Genomic DNA, 17299 nt, shown 5'->3' on the forward strand with positions numbered 1-17299 from the left:
CACGACCTAGGGTGGCAGGCGATGGCCCTCCATCTCCACCGCGCTGAGCGCACCGACCTGCTGGCCGGCGGTCTCGGCGCCCTGCTCGCCACCCCGCAGGCCGACCCGTTCGCCGAAGAACTGGTCATCGTCCCCGCCAAGGGTGTCGAGAGGTGGCTGAGCCAGCGGTTGTCGCACATCCTGGGCCGCGGCACCGGTCAGGACGGCATCTGCGCGGGCGTGTCCTTCCGCAACCCGCGCTCGCTGATCGCCGAGATCGCCGGCACCCGCCACACCGATCCCTGGGCGCCCGACGCGATGGTGTGGCCGCTGCTCGACGCCATCGACAGCTCCCTCGACGAGCCGTGGTGCCGCACGCTGGCCACGCACCTCGGCCACTTCGAGGCGGGCGACGAGAAGGAACTGAGGCAGGGCCGCAGATACGCGGTGGCCCGACGCCTGGCGGGTCTGTTCGCCTCCTACGCCAGGCAACGCCCGCAGCTGCTCGTCGACTGGCTCGGCGGCGTCACCGACAACGTCGACGACGATCTGCGGTGGCAGCCCGCCCTGTGGCGCGCCCTGCTCGACCGCGTCGATGCCGATCCGCCCCACGTCCGGCATGCGAAAACCGTTGCTCGACTGCGGGAATCGGCGACCGATCTGCCGCCGAGGCTGTCGTTGTTCGGCCACACCCGGCTGCCCGGCACCGAGATCGAACTGCTCGACGCCCTGTCCACCCACCACGATCTGCACCTGTGGTTGCCGCACCCCAGCGACGAACTGTGGACGGCGCTGGCCCCGCACCACGGTGCCATCCCCCGCCGGGAGGACACCAGCCACCGCGTCGTCGACCACCCGCTGCTCGCCACCCTGGGCCGCGACCTTCGCGAACTGCAGCGCAGCCTGCCCGCCGACCCGCACACCGACGAGCATCTCGGCGAGGCTGATCACCCCGACACGCTGCTGGGTTGGCTGCAATCCGACATCGCCGCGAACACGGTCCGTCCCGGCGGCCGGTGCCTGCGCCCCGACGACCGCTCCGTCCAGGTGCACAGCAGCCACGGCCCTGCCCGCCAGATCGACGTGCTGCGCGAGGTGCTGCTGGGACTGCTCGCGGACGACCCGACGCTGGAACCGCGCGACATCCTGGTGATGTGCCCGGACATCGAGGCCTACGCCCCGCTGATCGTCGCGGGCTTCGGCCTCGGTGACGTCGTCCACGGTGCCCACCCCGCGCATCGGCTGCGGGTCCGGCTCGCCGACCGCGCCCTCATCCAGACGAACGCACTGCTCGGCGTGGCGGCTCAATTGCTGGCATTGGCCGGCAATCGGGCCACCGCCAGCGAGGTGCTCAACCTCGCCGAGGCCGCACCGGTGCGGCAGCGGTTCGGGTTCACCGACGACGACATCGACGCCATCGGGAACTGGGTGCGCGAGGCCAACATCCGCTGGGGTTTCGACTCGGCGCACCGCAGGCCCTATGGCGTCGAATTCATCCAGAACACCTGGCGTTTCGGCGTCGACCGGGTGCTGGCCGGGGTGGCGATGTCGGACGACTCCCACGCGTGGCTGGAGAACACGCTGCCGCTCGACGACGTCGGCAGCAATCGCGTCGAACTGGCGGGCCGGCTCGCCGACTTCGTCGACCGGCTCAGCGCCACCGTCGCATCGCTGAGCGGTGCACGACCCCTCGACCGATGGCTACAGGCACTCACCGACGGCATCGGTGACCTCACCGCGGTGCCCGATGACGACGCCTGGCAGCGCAGTCAGGTGGAGCGCGAATTCGCGGGGATACTCGCCGACGCGGGTGACCACAGCGGAACCGAGTTGCGCCTGTCCGACGTCCGGGCACTGCTGGACCGGCACCTCGCCGGCCGACCGACGCGGGCGAACTTCCGGACCGGCACCCTGACGGTCTGCACGATGGTGCCGATGCGTTCGGTGCCGCACCGGGTGGTGTGTCTGATCGGGCTCGACGACGGCGTGTTCCCGCGGCTCGGCGTGGTCGACGGTGACGACGCGCTGGCCCGCGATCCGATGACCGGTGAACGCGACATCCGTTCCGAGGACCGGCAATTGCTGCTCGACGCCATCGGCGCGGCCACCGAGACACTCGTCATCACCTACACCGGCTCCAACGAGTTCTCCGGCCGGCGTCGACCGCCCGCGGTGCCGTTGATGGAGTTGCTCGACACCCTCGACCTCACCACCCCGACTCCGGCCCGCAGCCAGGTGCTGACCGAGCACCCGTTGCAGCCGTTCGACGTCCGCAACGTCACGCCCGGCCGGCTCAACATGCCGCCGGGTGAGCCGTTCACGTTCGATCAGACCGCGCTGACCGCCGCCGAGGTCGCCGCGTGCGAACGCGAGGAACGGCCAACCCTGCTCGGCAGACCGCTGCCCGCCCCGCCCCCCGATGACATCGCCCTGGACGATCTGATCGGATTCTTCCGCGACCCGGTGAAGGGCTTCTTCCGCGCCCTCGACTTCACGCTGCCCTGGGAGGTCGACGCCGTCGACGACGCGATGCCCGTCGAGATCGACGCGTTGCAGGAGTGGAAGATCGGCGCGCGGATGCTCGACGACATGGCGCGGGGCATGCGGCCGGAACTCGCCCAGCAGGCCGAGTGGCGGCGCGGGTCGCTGCCACCGGGCCGCCTGGGCTGGCGCAAGGCGCAGGAGATCCGCGATCAGGCGGCGGCACTGGCGATCGCCGCGCATCAGCACCGCCGGCAGCCGACGCAGGCGTACGACGTCGACATCGACGTGGGTGGTGGCCGGCGGGTCACCGGCACCGTGCCCCACGTCTACGGTGAGCGGTTGGTCTCGGTGACCTATTCGAAGCTCGACGGCCGCCATCTGCTGGCGTCGTGGATCCAGTTGGTGGCGTTGGTCGCCCGCGACCCGGGCCGGGAGTGGTCGGCCGTGTGCATCGGCCGGCCCAAGCGCAGCGGCCCACCACGGGAGCGCATCCTGGGGGCGCCGCAGGTGCCTGCGGTCGACGTGGTCAAGGACCTGGTGGCCATCTACGACGCGGGCCGTCGGGAGCCGATCCCGTTGCCCCTGAAGACGTCCTACGCGTGGGCCGAGGCCCGGCACACCCGCGGTCAACCCGAACGCCAGGCCGGCTTCAAGTGGAACTCCAGCCAGTTCCCCGGGGAGAACGAAGAACCCGCACACCTGCGCGTGTGGGGATACTCGAAACTCGGCGTGCTGCTGCAGCCGGTGCTGCCCGGCGAGGAACACGACGGCGAGACCACCCGGCTGGGCGCCTACGCCGCCCGGCTGTGGTCGCCGATGCTGCAGGCGGAGATCCACGACTCATGAGGACATTCGACCTGCTGGGACCACTGCCGCAGAAGAACACCACCACGGTGCTCGAGGCCAGCGCGGGCACGGGGAAGACGTTCGCGCTCGCGGGGCTCGTGACGCGCTACATCGCCGAGGACGTGGCGACACTCGACCAGATGCTGCTCATCACGTTCAGCAAGTCGGCCAGCCAGGAGCTACGGGAGCGGGTCCGCGGGCAGATCCTGGCGGCCGTGCTCGCGTTCGTCGATCCGTCGACTGTCGGCGACAACCAGTTGGTCGCCCACCTGCTCGACGGCACCGACGAGGAATTGCGCGACCGCGAGCAACGGCTGCGCGACGCGCTCGCCGGTTTCGACGCCGCGACCATCGCGACCACGCATCAGTTCTGCCACCTCGTCCTCAAATCGCTTGGCGTGGCTGGTGATACCGATGCCGGCGTGACGCTGGCCGAGAGCCTCGACGACCTGGTCATTGAAATCGTCGACGATCTCTATCTCGCCCACTTCGGGCAGGACCGTGACGACCCGCCGATGTCCCGCGGCGACGCACTCAAACTCGCCCGCGCCGTCGTCGCGAATCCGAGCGCCGAACTGCGCCCCGTCGATCCGCCCGCAGGGTTCGAGCCGGCCATCCGGGTGGGCTTCGCGCGGGCGGTGTGCGCGGAACTGGAGCGACGGAAACGCAGGCGGGGCGTCCTGGGCTACGACGACTTGCTGAGCAGGCTGGCCGCCGCGCTGGAATCCGACGACTCGGCCGCCCGTGCCCGGATGCACCGACGCTGGTCCATCGTGATGGTCGACGAGTTCCAGGACACGGACCCGGTGCAGTGGCAGGTGATCGACCGGGCCTTCAGCGGACGCTCCACGGTGATTCTCATCGGCGACCCGAAGCAGGCCATCTACGCGTTCCGCGGTGGCGACATCAACACCTACCTGCACGCCGCATCGACCGCTGGAGAACGCCAGACGCTGGGTACCAACTGGCGCAGCGACGCCGTGCTCGTCGATGCGCTGCAGGCTGTGTTGCGCGACGCAGAACTCGGTGACAGCGACATCGTCGTGCGCCCGGTCGCGGCGTACCACCAGGGCCACCGGCTGGCGGGCGCCCCGTGCAACGACCCGTTCCGGTTACGGGTCGTCGCCCGCGACGCGTTCCGCACGCGGCAGGACAGGACCATCTCGATCGATCAACTGCGCGAGCACATTCCGGCAGATCTGGCCGCCGACGTCAGCCGTCTCCTCACCAGCGATGCCACCTACGACGGCCGTCCCGTCCAGCCCGGCGACGTCGCGGTCATCGTCGAGCTCCACAAGGACGGGCGGCGGTGCTTCGACGCGCTGACCGCCGCGGGTGTCCCTGCGGTCTACACCGGCGACTCCGATGTCTTCCGCTCCGACGCCGCCGACGACTGGCTGTGCCTGCTCGAGGCCTTCGACCAGCCGCACCGCAGCGGGCTGGTCCGGTCCGCGGCCACCACGATGTTCTTCGGCTACACCGCAGAGGACCTGGCGACACAGGGCGACGCCCTGACCGACCGCGTCGCAGGCAAGGTCCGCGAGTGGGCAGATCACGTCCGGGAGCGCGGCGTGGCGGCGGTGTTCGAGGCCGCCCAACTCGCCGGGATGGGCCGCCGGGTGCTGTCGTGGACCGACGGTGAACGGCGCATGACGGATCTGGCGCACGTCACGCAGATACTGCACGACACGGCCCATCGCGAACACTTCAGCCTGCCCGCGCTGCGCGACTGGCTCCGCACCCAGCGCGAAGAACGAAGCGGCGCCGGCGAACGCAACCGGCGGCTCGACAGCGATGCCGCCGCCGTGCAGATCATGACGGTGTTCGCCGCCAAGGGGCTGCAGTACCCGGTGGTGTACCTGCCCTTCGCATTCACCCGCAACATCCAGACCGACGAAGCCGTGCTGTTCCACGACGGCGCACAGCGCTGTCTGCACATCGGCGGTACCACCAGCCCGGACTGCGCCGAGGTCACGCGACGCGGTCGCGCCGAGGCGGCCTCCGACGACGTCCGGCGCACCTATGTCGCGCTCACCCGCGCGCAGTCGCAGGTGGTGGCGTGGTGGGCGCCGTCGTGGGATGAGCCCAACGGCGGGTTGTCGCGGCTGCTGCGCGGCCGCATGCCCGGCGAGAACACCGTGCCGGACCGCTGCGACCCCGCGGTCATCGACGACGCCGACGCGATGGCGGCGCTGCGGGCCTGGTCGGACATCGGTGGTCCGGTGCTCGAGGAGTCGGTGGTGACGATCGGTGCGGAGGTCGAGTTGCCCCCGCCGCCTTCGGATCTCGCGGTCAGGCACTTCCATCGCCGCATCGACGCGTCGTGGCGGCGCACGTCGTACTCGGGCTTGCTGCGGTCCGCCGAGAACGCCATCGGCGTCTCGTCGGAACCGGAGGTCGTGGAGCTCGACGACGAGGCCGCCGACATCCCGGTGCACGATCCCGTCCCGGCAGGCCCACCGCTGCCCGCGGTCGCGTCGCCGATGGCCGATCTCCCGATGGGCGCGAAGTTCGGCACGCTGGTGCACGCGGTGCTCGAGACCGCCGATCCGTTCGCGGCCGACCTCGCCGCCGAACTGGAGCAGCAGATCCGCGAGCACTGCGTGTGGTGGCCGGTCGACGCCGAACCCGGTGACCTGGCCGCCGCGCTGCTGCCCCTGCACGACACCCCGCTGGGCCCGCTCGCCCCCGGCGTCACGCTGCGTCAGATCGGTCTCCCGGACCGGTTGCGCGAGTTGGATTTCGAATTCCCGCTCGCCGGCGGCGACATTCGTGGCGCCGCGCCCACGATCACGCTCGCCGACGTCGGTGCGCTGTTCGCCGCGCACGTCCCGGCCGATGACGCGCTCGCCTCCTACGCGGCGCGGTTGTCCAGCGGCGGGCTGGCCGCGCAGCCGCTCAAGGGTTATCTGACCGGGTCGGTGGACGCGGTGCTGCGCATCCCCGACGGCCAGGGTCACCGTTACCTGGTGGTCGACTACAAGACGAACTGGCTCGGCGAACCCGATCGGCCGCTCACGTCCGCCGACTACACCAGGGCGCGGATGGTCGAGGCGATGCTGCACTCGGACTATCCGCTGCAGGCGCTGCTGTACTGCGTTGTGTTGCATCGCTTCCTGCGTTGGCGTCAGCCCGGCTACGACCCGCAGCAACATCTCGGTGGTGTGCTGTACCTGTTCCTGCGCGGAATGTGCGGCGCCGACACCCCGGTCGAGGACGGGCATCCGGCAGGAGTGTTCAGCTGGCAGCCACCGGCCTCGCTCATCCTCGCGGTGTCCGACCTGCTCGGCTCATAACACGACGTCAGTTTCGCGTTGACGAATTGGACGAATTCGCCGAAAAGAGAGACGGGCCGTCGATTCGGACGCGTGTTCGAGGTAAGCTCAACATCGGTTGAAATCCCAGCCGCAATCCGTCGCAGAATCCGGAGCCTGAAAGTTCCGTGTGCGATGTGCGTCCGACGCCAAGCCGTTACACACCATACGCAGAACTGCGCAGCGACTTTCGGAGTTGATTTCCCATCACCGCTTCCACCGCCCCCATCCGGCACCGAATATTCTCCGCGACCGTCATCACCTCGTCGATCGCCGAGCCCGTCGCCTCGTTCTCGGCCGTCGAACCACCCGTCGGGCGCCTGTCACTGACCACCGAGGAGCTCAACCCCGAGGCGGTCAGGATCGCCGTCGCCGGTGACCTGGACGCCTCGAACCACGACCAGTTCGCCGAGTACGTGTGGCGACGCACTGCCGAATGCCGCCGCCTGGTCCTCGATCTGCGCGGACTCGCGTTCTTCAGCACCGCCGGCATCAACGCGATCGCCGCGATCGACGGCTGGTGCGCGCAGGCGGGCATCGAGTGGACGCTGCTGGCCAACCCGATGGTGACGAGGGTGCTGCAGATCTGCAACGAGCACCCGGGGATGGCCGTCGAAACGGTGTGACGCGCCGCCGCAGTTGCCGCGATCGCGGCTCGGCGCGCGGCCGATGGACCACACTGATCGGATGACGGAACCGGCAAACCCGCGCGTCGCGGTCTACCTCGACTTCGACAACATCGTCATCTCGCGCTACGACCAGGTCAACGGACGCAACTCCTATCAGCGCGACAAGACCAAGGACGCCGGCGAGTTCGCGGAGAAGCTGCAGCGGGCCAAGGTCGACGTCGGCGCGGTCATCGACTTCGCCTCGTCGTTCGGCACGCTGGTGCTCACCCGCGCCTACGCGGACTGGTCCTCGGATGTCAACGCCAACTACCGCGATCAGCTCGTCGGCCGCGCCGTCGACCTGGTGCAGCTGTTTCCCGCCGCGGCATACGGCAAGAACGGCGCCGACATCCGCCTCGCCGTCGACGCGGTCGAGGACATGTTCCGGCTGCCGGACCTGACCCACGTGATCATCGTCGGCGGCGACTCGGACTACATCGCTCTCGCGCAGCGCTGCAAACGCCTCGGCCGCTACGTCGTCGGCATCGGCGTGGCCGGCTCGTCGGCCCGCTCCCTCGCCGCGGCGTGCGACGAGTTCGTCACCTACGACGCGCTGCCCGGTGTGCCGGTGTTCGAGCCCGACCCCGAACCCGCCGAAGCCGCCGCGCCGAGGCGCCGCAGGAGCACCCGCAAGGCCGATAACGACGAACCCGATCCGCAGGCCGGCGCCACCGCGCTGCTCACCCGCGCGCTGCAGATCGGTCTGGAGAAGGACGACGTCGACTGGCTGCACAACTCGGCGGTCAAGGCGCAGATGAAGCGGATGGACCCGTCGTTCAGCGAGAAGTCGCTCGGCTTCAAGTCGTTCAGTGACTTCCTGCGGTCGCGAACCGATCTCGTCGAACTCGACGAGAGCTCCACTGCCCGGATGGTGCGGTTGAAGACCCGTGGCGGTCCGGTGTGACGGTCGCCGCGGCCGGCCGGCTCGTCGAATTCACCGATGTGGGGGTGTTCGAGGCCGCCGACGTCCACGTGGCGCGGCGCCTGACGGCACTGGCCAAGGAGTCCGACGAGTCGGTGGCGCTGGCCGTCGCATTCGCGGTCCGGGCGCTGCGCGGCGGATCGGTGTGCGTGGATTTGCGGTCGGTGCCCGCCCAGGTCGGCCTGCCCGAGCTGCCGTGGCCTGCGCCCGACGCCTGGCTGGCCGCGGTGCGCGCGAGCCCGCTGGTCGCCGACCCGCCGGTGCTGCGCCTGCACTGCGACGCCGCCGCCGACCTGCTGTACCTGGACCGGTACTGGCGCGAGGAGGAGCAGGTCCGCGATGACGTGCTGGCTCTGCTGGCGCCGTCGGCGTCCACACCACTGCCCGATCTGATGCGACTGTTCCCCGATTCCGAGGAGCAGCGCCGCGCCGCGAATGTGGCGCTCACGCAGCCGCTGACCGTGCTCACCGGCGGTCCGGGCACCGGCAAGACGACGACGGTCGCGCGCCTGCTGGCGTTGCTGGCCGAACAGGCGGCCCTGGCGGGCAGGCCGCGGCTGCGGATCGCGCTGGCCGCGCCGACCGGCAAGGCGGCCGCGCGGCTGCTCGAGGCGGTGCTCCTCGAGGTCGGCAGGCTCGACCCCGCCGACCGCGACCGGCTGCCCGCACTCACGGCGTCCACGCTGCACCGGCTGCTGCGGTCGCGGCCGGACAACTCGTCGCGGTTCCGCCACCACCGGGAGAACCGGCTGCCGCACGACGTCATCGTCGTCGACGAGACGTCGATGGTGTCGCTGACACTGATGGCCCGGCTGTTGGAGGCGGTGCGACCCGACAGCCGGCTGGTGCTCGTCGGTGATCCCGACCAGCTGGCGTCGGTCGAGGCGGGCGCCGTGCTCGCGGACCTGGTCGACGGGCTGGGTGCGCGCGACGACGCACGGATCGCGACGCTGGTCACGTCGTGGCGCTTCGGCGAGACCATCGGCGGGCTGGCCACCGCCATCCGCGACGGCGACGCCGACCGGGTGGTCGAGGTGCTGCGCGCCGGCGGTGACCACATCGCCTGGCTCGACACGGACGAACCTGGCGAGCGGCTGCGCACTGTGCTTCTGCCGCAGGCACTTCGACTGCGCGAGGCGGCGATCCTGGGCAACGCGGCGGTCGCACTGCAAACCCTCGACGAGCACCGTCTGCTGTGCGCGCACCGCCGCGGCCCATACGGCGTGCAGCACTGGAACCGCCAGGTGCAGCGGTGGCTGACCGATGCGACGGGTGAGGCCATCTGGACGGATTGGTATGCGGGGCGTCCGGTGCTGGTGACGGCCAACGACTACGGCCTCGGCCTCTACAACGGCGACACCGGCGTGGCCATCGCCGACGGCGACGGGCTGAGCGTGGCCGTCGGAGCGCAGACGTTCGCGGCGAGCCGGCTCTCCGAGGTGGACACGATGCACGCGATGACCATCCACAAGAGCCAGGGCAGCCAAGCCGAGGAGGTCACGGTGCTGCTGCCGCCGGAGGAGTCTCGGCTGCTGACGCGCGAGCTGTTCTACACGGCGGTGACGCGGGCCAGGCAGCGGGTGCGGGTGGTGGGTTCGGAGCGGGCGGTGCGCGCCGCGATCGGCAGGCGGGTGGTGCGGGCGTCCGGTCTGCGCCAGCGGCTGCAGGGCTGAGCCGGCCTCCGGGGACGAGCCCGGCAAACGCCACTCTCGCGGTTCGAATTCCATTCCGGGGGGTCGCGATGTACCGTCGGACGCGGTTGACAACCCAGCCAAGCGGAACGTCACGGTGGCGAGCGAGAGAATTGCTCCCCGCCGCGGGGGTCCTCACGACGTGACCGCGGCCGTATTACGGTGCCCGAGAGGCTGGGGGGTCTCGTGCCAGGGGGTTCAATCGTTATCACGACGACACGCGAGGGTGCTCGTTCGATGGCGCTTGACTCCGTAAAGTCAGACCGTCTGACACGCATAGCACCGTGCCTCTCCCGGGGCGGCGGACCCACCGAGGTGAACGCGAAGGGTTCACCCACCGACGAGTTTCCGTCACCACCCACAACTCACCCACCTGAGCCGAACGGGCGCCTTCGCCCTGCTCATGGCGGGATGTCACCGATGCCGCCTGCGGCGCACCTACCGGAGGGACTCACGTGAGCAGATTCACCGAGACCATGTACCGCAACGCCCAGTGGAGCCTGAAGGGGCTCAACACGGGCGAGCCGCACGCGCCGATCCGGCAGACCTGGGCTGAGGTGCACCAGCGCGCCCGCCAGGTGGCCGGTGGTCTGGCCGCGGCCGGTATCGGCCACGGCGACGCCGTCGCGGTGCTGGCCGGCGCTCCGGTGGAGATCGCGCCGACCGCGCAGGGTGCCTGGATGCGCGGCGCCAGCGTGACCATGCTGCATCAGCCCACCCCGCGGACCGACCTGGTGCGCTGGGCCGAGGAGACCACCGCGGTCATCGAGATGATCGAGGCCAAGGCCGTGGTCGTGTCCGACCCGTTCATGGCTGCCGCGCCGGTGCTGGAAGGCATCGGCATCACGGTGCTGACCATCGAGAACCTGCTGAAGAGCGATCCGATCGACCCGATCGACACCGACGACGACGATGTGGCGCTCATGCAGCTGACGTCGGGCTCCACGGGATCGCCCAAGGCGGTGCTGATCACCCACGCCAACATCGTGGCCAACGCCGAGGCGATGATCGTCGGCTGCGACTTCGACATCGACACCGACGTGATCGTGAGCTGGCTGCCGTGCTTCCACGACATGGGCATGACCGGCTACCTGACCGTGCCGATGTACTTCGGCGCGGAACTGGTCAAGGTCACGCCGATCGACTTCCTGCGCGACACCTTGCTGTGGGCCAAGCTCATCGACAAGTACAAGGGCACCATGACGGCCGCCCCGAACTTCGCCTACAACCTGTTCGCCAAGCGGCTGCGCTCGCAGGCCAAGCCGGGTGACTTCGATCTGTCGTCGCTGCGCTGGGCACTGTCCGGCGCCGAGCAGGTCGACCCCGCCGACGTCGAGGATCTCTGCGATGCCGGCGCGCCCTTCGGACTGCGCCGCGAGGCGATCATCCCGGCCTACGGCATGGCTGAGACCACGGTGGCCGTGTCGTTCTCCGAGTGCGGCGGCGGCATGGTCGTCGACGAGGTCGACGCCGACCTGCTGTCCGTCCTGCACCGCGCGGTGCCGTCGAACAAGGGCCACACCCGGCGGCTGGTGTCCCTGGGTCAGCCGCTCAAGGGCCTCGAGGTGCGCGTCGTCGACGAGGACGGCGCCGAGATGCGGCCCAGGGCCGTCGGCGTCATCGAGACCCGCGGCACCCCGGTGACCAAGGGCTACATGACGGTCGGCGGGTTCATCGCCGCGCAGGACGAGCGGGGCTGGTACGACACCGGCGACCTCGGCTACCTGACCGAGGCCGGAGACGTGGTGGTCTGCGGTCGTATCAAGGACGTCATCATCATGGCCGGCCGCAACATCTATCCGACCGACATCGAACGCGCCGCGGCGCGCGTCGACGGGGTTCGGCCCGGTTGCGCCGTTGCGGTGCGGCTGGACGCCGGTCGGTCGAGGGAGACGTTCGCCGTCGCCGTGGAGTCCAAGAACTACCAGGACCCCGATGAGGTGCGCCGCATCGAGCGCCAGGTGGCGCACGAGGTGGTCGCCGAGGTCAACGCCCGTCCCCGCAACGTGGTGGTCCTCGAGCCGGGGACGATCCCGAAGACGCCGTCGGGCAAGCTGCGGCGCGCACACGCCCTGACCCTGGTCACCTGACCGTCCGGCTACGCCGGTGGACCGCGTTCGGTAGATTCATCGCCCAGGATGCGCGAGTACGAATGCCAGCCCGGCCGGGTGGTCCCACCCGAGCCTGAGTTGTCGCGCGCCGAACTCGATGAGCACGAGGCGGACCTGTCCGCCGGGCTCACCGGCGTTGCGGGCATCGTGGCCGGCGCGAAGCCGGTCAATGACCTGATGCAGGAGGTCGCCGAGTTCGCCGTCCAGGCGATTCCCGGCATGCAGGGTGCGGGGCTGACCGTGGTCGACGTTGTCGGCGACACCCCACGCGTCGAGAGCTGGGCCGTCACGGCGGACTTCGTCCGTGAAATCGACAGCGTGCAGTACGAGACCACCGGCGAGGGGCCGTGCATCAGCAGCATGCGGTCGCGTTGTCCCGTGGTCAGCGGGTCGCTCGGCTGCGATCCGCGGTGGCCGCACTTCGGCGGGCATGTCGCCCGGATGGGCGTGCATTCGGCGCTGTCCCTGCCGCTGATGGTGGGTGACGAGGTGATCGGCGCCATCAACGGTTATGCGTACGCCCGCGACGCTTTTGCCGAGCACGCTGTGCAGTTGGGCGCGCAGTTCGCCGGGCCCGCGGCGGTGTCGGTGTACAACGCGCGGCTGCTGGCCAAGGCACAGAAGCGCACCGAGCAGCTGCGGCGCGCGCTGGAGAGCCGCGCGGTGATCGACCAGGCGATCGGCATCCTGCGCAGCCGGACCGGTGCCACCGCGGAGGAAGCGTTCGACCGCTTGATAAAGATCAGTCAGACGGACAACGCCAAGCTGCGCGACGTCGCCGAGCGGTTGGTCGAGGAGGCCGCCCGGCGCGCCCGTGCCCGCAGCCGGGGCTGATCAGCCCGGCGGGGTCACCTGCAGGGCGGCGATGCCCGAGAGCAGCTGCGGGCGTTCCGCGCGCTGGGTCACAAGCCGTCGCGCGATGTCGGTGAGGTGCTCGTTGTTGGTCCGGGCGTAGGCCCGCAGCAGGGTGAACGCCTCGTCCACAGGTACGTCGAGGGTCTCGCGCAGGAAGCCCTTGGCCTGCTCGACGACGACCCGGCTGCTCAGGGCGGCCCGTAGCTTGCCGAACACCGTCGACGGGGTGGCCGGATGTTCTTGCAGGATCGCCACGCAGGCGATGTGCGCAAGGGTCTGCCCGACCAGCCGGTCGGCCTGATTCAGTTCACCGCGGTGGGTGCCGAACAGTCCGAGCGCGCCAAGGACGATGCCGGCTGCCCGCATCGGGACGGCGTGCACCGCGACGAAGCCCGCGTCCACCGCGGCGGGCACGAAGCGCGGCCAGCGGGCACCTTCGGACTGCAGGTCGGCGATGGAGACCGGCTGCCCCGATGCGTAGCAGTCGACGCACGGTCCTTCGTCGGCCTGCAGCTGGAACAGTTCGAGTTCGCGGGCCTGCTCGGACGTGGCGGCCACCAACCGGAGCTGGTCCAGGGGGTCGGCGAGCAGGATTCCGGCGGCGGTGACGTCGAGCAGGTGGGCACATTGTTCGGTGAGCTCGGTGAGCAGATCCACCACGTCGAAGTCGTCGAGCAGACTGTCCACCAGTTTGACCACCGCCTCGAGGACGCGGGTCTCGCGGGGCATGTCGGTCACGTCGCCTCCTCTGCTGGGATTGCTGTGGCCGGCATGTCAGTCGGTGTCCAGCCGTAGGCGGCGATCGAGGATGTCGCGGGCGACGTCGGTGGCGCTGCGACCGGTGGCGTAGGCGTGCGCTCGCAGCCGCACCAGGGCCTCGGTGGGATCCACGTCCAACTGAGCGACGAGCATGCCGGTGGCCTGGCTGACCTCCGCGCGGGAGAGGGCGTTGAGCTCGGACCAGGCGTCGCTGCCGGGGTCGTTGGCAGCGGCTTGCAGGTCTCCGTCCAGCAGGTCGAGCAGCGGGATGCCTGCCACCTCGGCGGCGACGAAGGCGCCGGAGAGTTCCTCCGCCTGCAGCGGGCCGGGCCGTTGGCGGAACAGATCGAGGGCCCCGACGTACTCGCCGGCGATGACCACGGGCATCGCGAACACGCCGCGGATCTGTTGCGCGAGCAGCGCGGGCCCGTAGGCAGGCCACCGCACCTCCTCGGGGTGCGCCAGGTCGGACGCCAGAACCGGCGCCCGGCGCGCGATCGAGTCCAGGCAGGGCCCCTCACCGAAGGTGAACTGCAGGTCGTCGTACTGCCGGGCCAGGTCACTGCTGCTGCCCATCGTCGCGCTGTTGGCGCCGTCGAAGATCAGGGAGATCGCCGCGGCGTCGATGTCGAGCAGCGTCACGCATGCCTCGCACAGCCGGTCGGCGGCCGCCGCGCCCCGCCTGCCGTCCACCGCGGCTCGCAGCTGCTCATGAACGGCCACGTCAGGCCGACGCCGGCTGGGCGCGGGAGGCTCCCGGGTGTGGTGGAGGCGCGGTCATCTGTCCAGCCTCCTCCACGTCGACGCATTTGACGAGCACATCGGTGCCCGTGCGTCACGATCCAGCCAGGTCGATCTGAGAAGATCGGTGCATCATGCGGGTCGACGGGCGGGAAATCACCGTATCGGGCAGCCTTCTCCAGCCGTTGACCCGACGGACGAACGACATCCTGCGCCTGGCCATCGCCACCGTGGTGCTGGCCGTGGTGGTGACGAGTTCACTGATCACCCGCTACGAGTGGGACGCCCTCGAGCGGTCGATCTCGGAGATCGTCAGCTTCCTCACCCCCACCCAGTCGAATCTGGTCTATCTCGTCTACGGCCTGGCGATCCTGGCGTTGCCGTTCATGATCCTGTTCGGGCTGCTTGTCGCCAGGCAGTGGCGGCTGCTCAGCGCCTACGCCGCCGCGGCCTTCATCGCCGGCCTGGCACTGTCCATCACCGGCAACGGGATCGCCGCTCCGCGTTGGCATTTCGACCTCAACGACCGGCTCGACACCCAGCTCTCACAGTTCCTCGACGATCCGCGCTGGATCGCGATGCTGGCGGCGGTGCTCACCGTGTCGGGGCCGTGGCTGCCTGCGAAGTGGCGGCGCTGGTGGTGGACGCTGCTGCTGGCGTTCGTGCCGATCCACCTCGTCGTCTCGGCCGTCGTGCCCGCCCGGTCGGTGCTCGGGCTCGCCGCGGGCTGGTTCGTCGGCGCACTGGTGGTGCTCGTGGTCGGCACACCGGCCCTGGAGGTGCCGCTCGAAAGCGCGCTGCGCAGGATGGCGCGGCGCGGCTTCGTGGTGACCGCCCTGACGGTGATGCGCCCGGCGGGGCGGGGGCCGCTGCTGCTGGAGGCGACCGCCGAGTCAGGCGCCCGGCTGACCGTCGAGATGTACGGACCGAACCAGCGCAGCGGCGGCGCGTTGCGTCAGATCTGGCGCAAGCTGAGGCTGCGGTCGAGTGAGACCGCTCCGCTGCACGCGTCGATGCACCGCACGGTCGAGCACCGAGCGCTGATGGCGATCGCGATCGGAGACCTCGACGTCGCGAACACCGCCACGGTGGCGATCGCCACGCTCGAGCGCGGCTGGACGCTGTACACCCATTCACCGGTGCGCGGCCTCCCGCTCGACGCCGGTACCCCGCTGTCGAACGTGTGGGGCGCGCTGCGGGTGTTGCACGAGCACCAGATCGCGCACGGCGACCTGCGCGTCAACGAGATCACCGTCGACGAGGGCACCGTGCTGTTCGGCGGGTTCGGCTACGCCGAGTACGGCGCCACCGACGCCCAACTGCAGTCCGACATCGCCCAGTTGCTGACCACGACGGCGGCGGTCTACGACCCGAAGTCGGCCGTCGAGGCGGCGATCGAGGCGTTCGGCGAGGACGAGGTGCTGACGGCGTCCCGCCGGCTGACCAAATCGGCTGTCCCGCATCGTATCCGGCTGGCCGTGCCCGACGGCAAGGCGATCATCGGCTCCGCGCGCGAAGAGGTGATGCGCCAGACCGGGGCCGACAAGATCCAGGCCGAGAACATCACCCGGTTCACCCGCAGGCAGATCATCCAGCTGGTGCTGCTCGGGGCGCTGGTCTATGTCGCGTACCCCTTCCTCGCGACCGTGCCGACGTTCGCCGCCGAACTGCGCACCGCGAACTGGTGGTGGGCGCTGCTAGGGCTGGTGGTGTCGGCGCTGAAGTACCTCGGCGCGGCGGCGGCACTGTGGGCGTGCTCGGACGGCCTGATCAGCTTCCGGTACCTGACGATCATGCAGGTGGCCAACACGTTTGCCGCGACGACGACGCCTGCGGGGGTCGGCGGGCTTGCGCTGTCGACGCGGTTTCTGCAGAAGGGCGGGCTGGGCGCGTTGCGCGCCACCACCGCGGTGGCGCTGCAGCAGTCGGTGCAGGTGATCACCCATGTCTCGCTGCTGATCCTGTTCAGCGCGGTGGCGGGCGCGTCGGCGAACCTGTCGAAGTTCGTGCCGTCGGCGACGCTGCTGTACCTGATCGGCGGGGTGGCGCTCGGCCTGCTCGGCACGTTCCTGTTCGTGCCGAAGCTGCGGCGCTGGCTGGCGACGGCGGTGCGGCCGCGGCTGCAGGAACTGCTGGGCGACCTGGCGGCGCTGGCACGTGAGCCGTGGCGGCTGGCGTTGATCGTCCTGGGTTGCGCGGCAACCACACTCGGTGCGGCGTTCGCGCTGTGGGCCAGCATCTCGGCGTTCGGTGGCGACGTGTCACTCGTCACCGTCACGGTGGTGACGATGGTGGGCGGCACGCTGGCGTCGGCGGCGCCGACCCCCGGTGGAGTCGGAGCCGTCGAGGCGGCCCTGATCGGCGGCCTGGCCGCGTTCGGCGTACCGGCCGCGGTGGCGGTGCCGTCGGTGCTGCTCTACCGGGTGCTGACCTGCTGGCTGCCGGTGTTCCTGGGCTGGCCGATCCTGCGCTGGCTGACGCGCAAGGAGATGATCTAGCCGTCAGCCGCCACCCGGAGATGCCGGCGCTGCGCCAGCTCGTCCTCGCCGACCAACTCGAGCATCGGCTGCCCCGGCACACACAGCATCGTGACCGTGAAGCGGACCAACATGTCGTCGCGATTGTTGCCGTCCTGGTAGTGGATGACGTCACCGCCGGGCTCCCAGAACGCCTCGCCCGCCCGCACGACGCGGGGCGCCTCACCCTCCAATTCGAAGAGCATCTCGCCCTCCAGCACGTAGCCGAACGCGGGGCCGCCGGGGTGCCGGTGCGGCGGGGTGCCGCGGTTGGCCGGCGGGTACTCGATGTGCACCGTCATCGCATGGGCGCCGGCCGGGATCACCGGTGGCTGCACCTCCTGCAGCACCGTGAGGGCGCTGTGCCAGGCGTCGTCGTAGTCCTTGTTCTGTGGCATCGGTCTTCTCGCTTC

The 17299-nt window shown here is 70.2% G+C and carries 11 protein-coding genes; 8 read left to right on the top strand and 3 right to left on the bottom strand.

Features of this window, described 5'->3' with window-relative positions; genetic code table 11:
* Nucleotides 1-21 precede the first annotated feature (21 nt).
* From recC to ACPCHZ_RS14145, 7 genes are all read left to right on the top strand, one after another.
* Nucleotides 22-3309 (top strand): exodeoxyribonuclease V subunit gamma, encoded by a 3288-nt coding sequence (gene recC, locus ACPCHZ_RS14115; RefSeq protein WP_423485271.1) that lies wholly within the window; start codon nucleotides 22-24, stop codon nucleotides 3307-3309.
* On the top strand, nucleotides 3306-6605 hold the full coding sequence (recB, locus tag ACPCHZ_RS14120) for an exodeoxyribonuclease V subunit beta (RefSeq protein WP_423485272.1): 3300 nt from the start codon (nucleotides 3306-3308) through the stop codon (nucleotides 6603-6605). Before recC ends, recB begins: the two co-directional genes overlap by 4 nt.
* 344 nt (nucleotides 6606-6949) lie before the next feature.
* The gene (locus ACPCHZ_RS14125) at nucleotides 6950-7249 is read left to right on the top strand and encodes an STAS domain-containing protein (RefSeq protein WP_423485389.1); all 300 of its coding nucleotides are present in this window, start codon (nucleotides 6950-6952) and stop codon (nucleotides 7247-7249) included.
* A 61-nt stretch (nucleotides 7250-7310) separates the two neighbouring features.
* Nucleotides 7311-8195, top strand: a complete 885-nt coding sequence (locus ACPCHZ_RS14130; protein WP_423485273.1) for an NYN domain-containing protein — start codon at nucleotides 7311-7313, stop codon at nucleotides 8193-8195.
* Nucleotides 8192-9886 carry an exodeoxyribonuclease V subunit alpha gene (recD, locus tag ACPCHZ_RS14135; protein ID WP_423485274.1) on the top strand — a complete coding sequence of 565 codons (1695 nt, stop codon included), beginning with the start codon at nucleotides 8192-8194 and terminating at the stop codon, nucleotides 9884-9886. Before ACPCHZ_RS14130 ends, recD begins: the two co-directional genes overlap by 4 nt.
* Before the next feature lie 473 nt (nucleotides 9887-10359).
* Nucleotides 10360-11994: a fatty acyl-AMP ligase gene (locus ACPCHZ_RS14140; RefSeq protein WP_364972963.1), complete on the top strand. Its 1635-nt coding sequence runs from the start codon at nucleotides 10360-10362 to the stop codon at nucleotides 11992-11994.
* Nucleotides 11995-12042: 48 nt separating this feature from the next.
* Nucleotides 12043-12849: a GAF and ANTAR domain-containing protein gene (locus ACPCHZ_RS14145; RefSeq protein WP_423485275.1), complete on the top strand. Its 807-nt coding sequence runs from the start codon at nucleotides 12043-12045 to the stop codon at nucleotides 12847-12849.
* Here the strand turns inward: ACPCHZ_RS14145 and ACPCHZ_RS14150 are convergent, their stop codons facing one another.
* Nucleotides 12850-13608: an ANTAR domain-containing protein gene (locus tag ACPCHZ_RS14150; protein WP_423485276.1), complete on the bottom strand. Its 759-nt coding sequence runs from the start codon at nucleotides 13606-13608 to the stop codon at nucleotides 12850-12852.
* Nucleotides 13609-13644: 36 nt separating this feature from the next.
* Nucleotides 13645-14352 carry a GAF and ANTAR domain-containing protein gene (locus tag ACPCHZ_RS14155; RefSeq protein ID WP_423485277.1) on the bottom strand — a complete coding sequence of 236 codons (708 nt, stop codon included), beginning with the start codon at nucleotides 14350-14352 and terminating at the stop codon, nucleotides 13645-13647.
* Between the two features lie 152 nt (nucleotides 14353-14504).
* On the opposite strand from ACPCHZ_RS14155, the gene ACPCHZ_RS14160 reads away from it, so the two are divergent.
* Complete coding sequence (locus ACPCHZ_RS14160) at nucleotides 14505-16868, top strand: flippase-like domain-containing protein (protein ID WP_423485278.1); 2364 nt, start codon at nucleotides 14505-14507, stop codon at nucleotides 16866-16868.
* On the opposite strand, the gene ACPCHZ_RS14165 is transcribed toward ACPCHZ_RS14160, so the two are convergent.
* Nucleotides 16865-17284 carry a cupin domain-containing protein gene (locus ACPCHZ_RS14165; protein ID WP_423485279.1) on the bottom strand — a complete coding sequence of 140 codons (420 nt, stop codon included), beginning with the start codon at nucleotides 17282-17284 and terminating at the stop codon, nucleotides 16865-16867. The genes ACPCHZ_RS14160 and ACPCHZ_RS14165 overlap by 4 nt on opposite strands.
* Nucleotides 17285-17299: the final 15 nt, after the last annotated feature.

This window comes from Mycobacterium sp. NPDC050041 (assembly GCF_049541695.1).
Classification (GTDB): Bacteria; Actinomycetota; Actinomycetes; order Mycobacteriales; family Mycobacteriaceae; genus Mycobacterium.

What these genes read in the sequence shown, in the direction of transcription:
- ACPCHZ_RS14165 (WP_423485279.1), bottom strand. Translation starts at nt 17,284, where the DNA reads ATGCCACAGAACAAGGACTACGACGACGCCTGGCACAGCGCCCTCACG.
- recC (WP_423485271.1), top strand. Translation starts at nt 22, where the DNA reads ATGGCCCTCCATCTCCACCGCGCTGAGCGCACCGACCTGCTGGCCGGC.
- ACPCHZ_RS14160 (WP_423485278.1), top strand. Translation starts at nt 14,505, where the DNA reads ATGCGGGTCGACGGGCGGGAAATCACCGTATCGGGCAGCCTTCTCCAG.
- ACPCHZ_RS14130 (WP_423485273.1), top strand. Translation starts at nt 7,311, where the DNA reads ATGACGGAACCGGCAAACCCGCGCGTCGCGGTCTACCTCGACTTCGAC.
- ACPCHZ_RS14145 (WP_423485275.1), top strand. Translation starts at nt 12,043, where the DNA reads ATGCGCGAGTACGAATGCCAGCCCGGCCGGGTGGTCCCACCCGAGCCT.
- recB (WP_423485272.1), top strand. Translation starts at nt 3,306, where the DNA reads ATGAGGACATTCGACCTGCTGGGACCACTGCCGCAGAAGAACACCACC.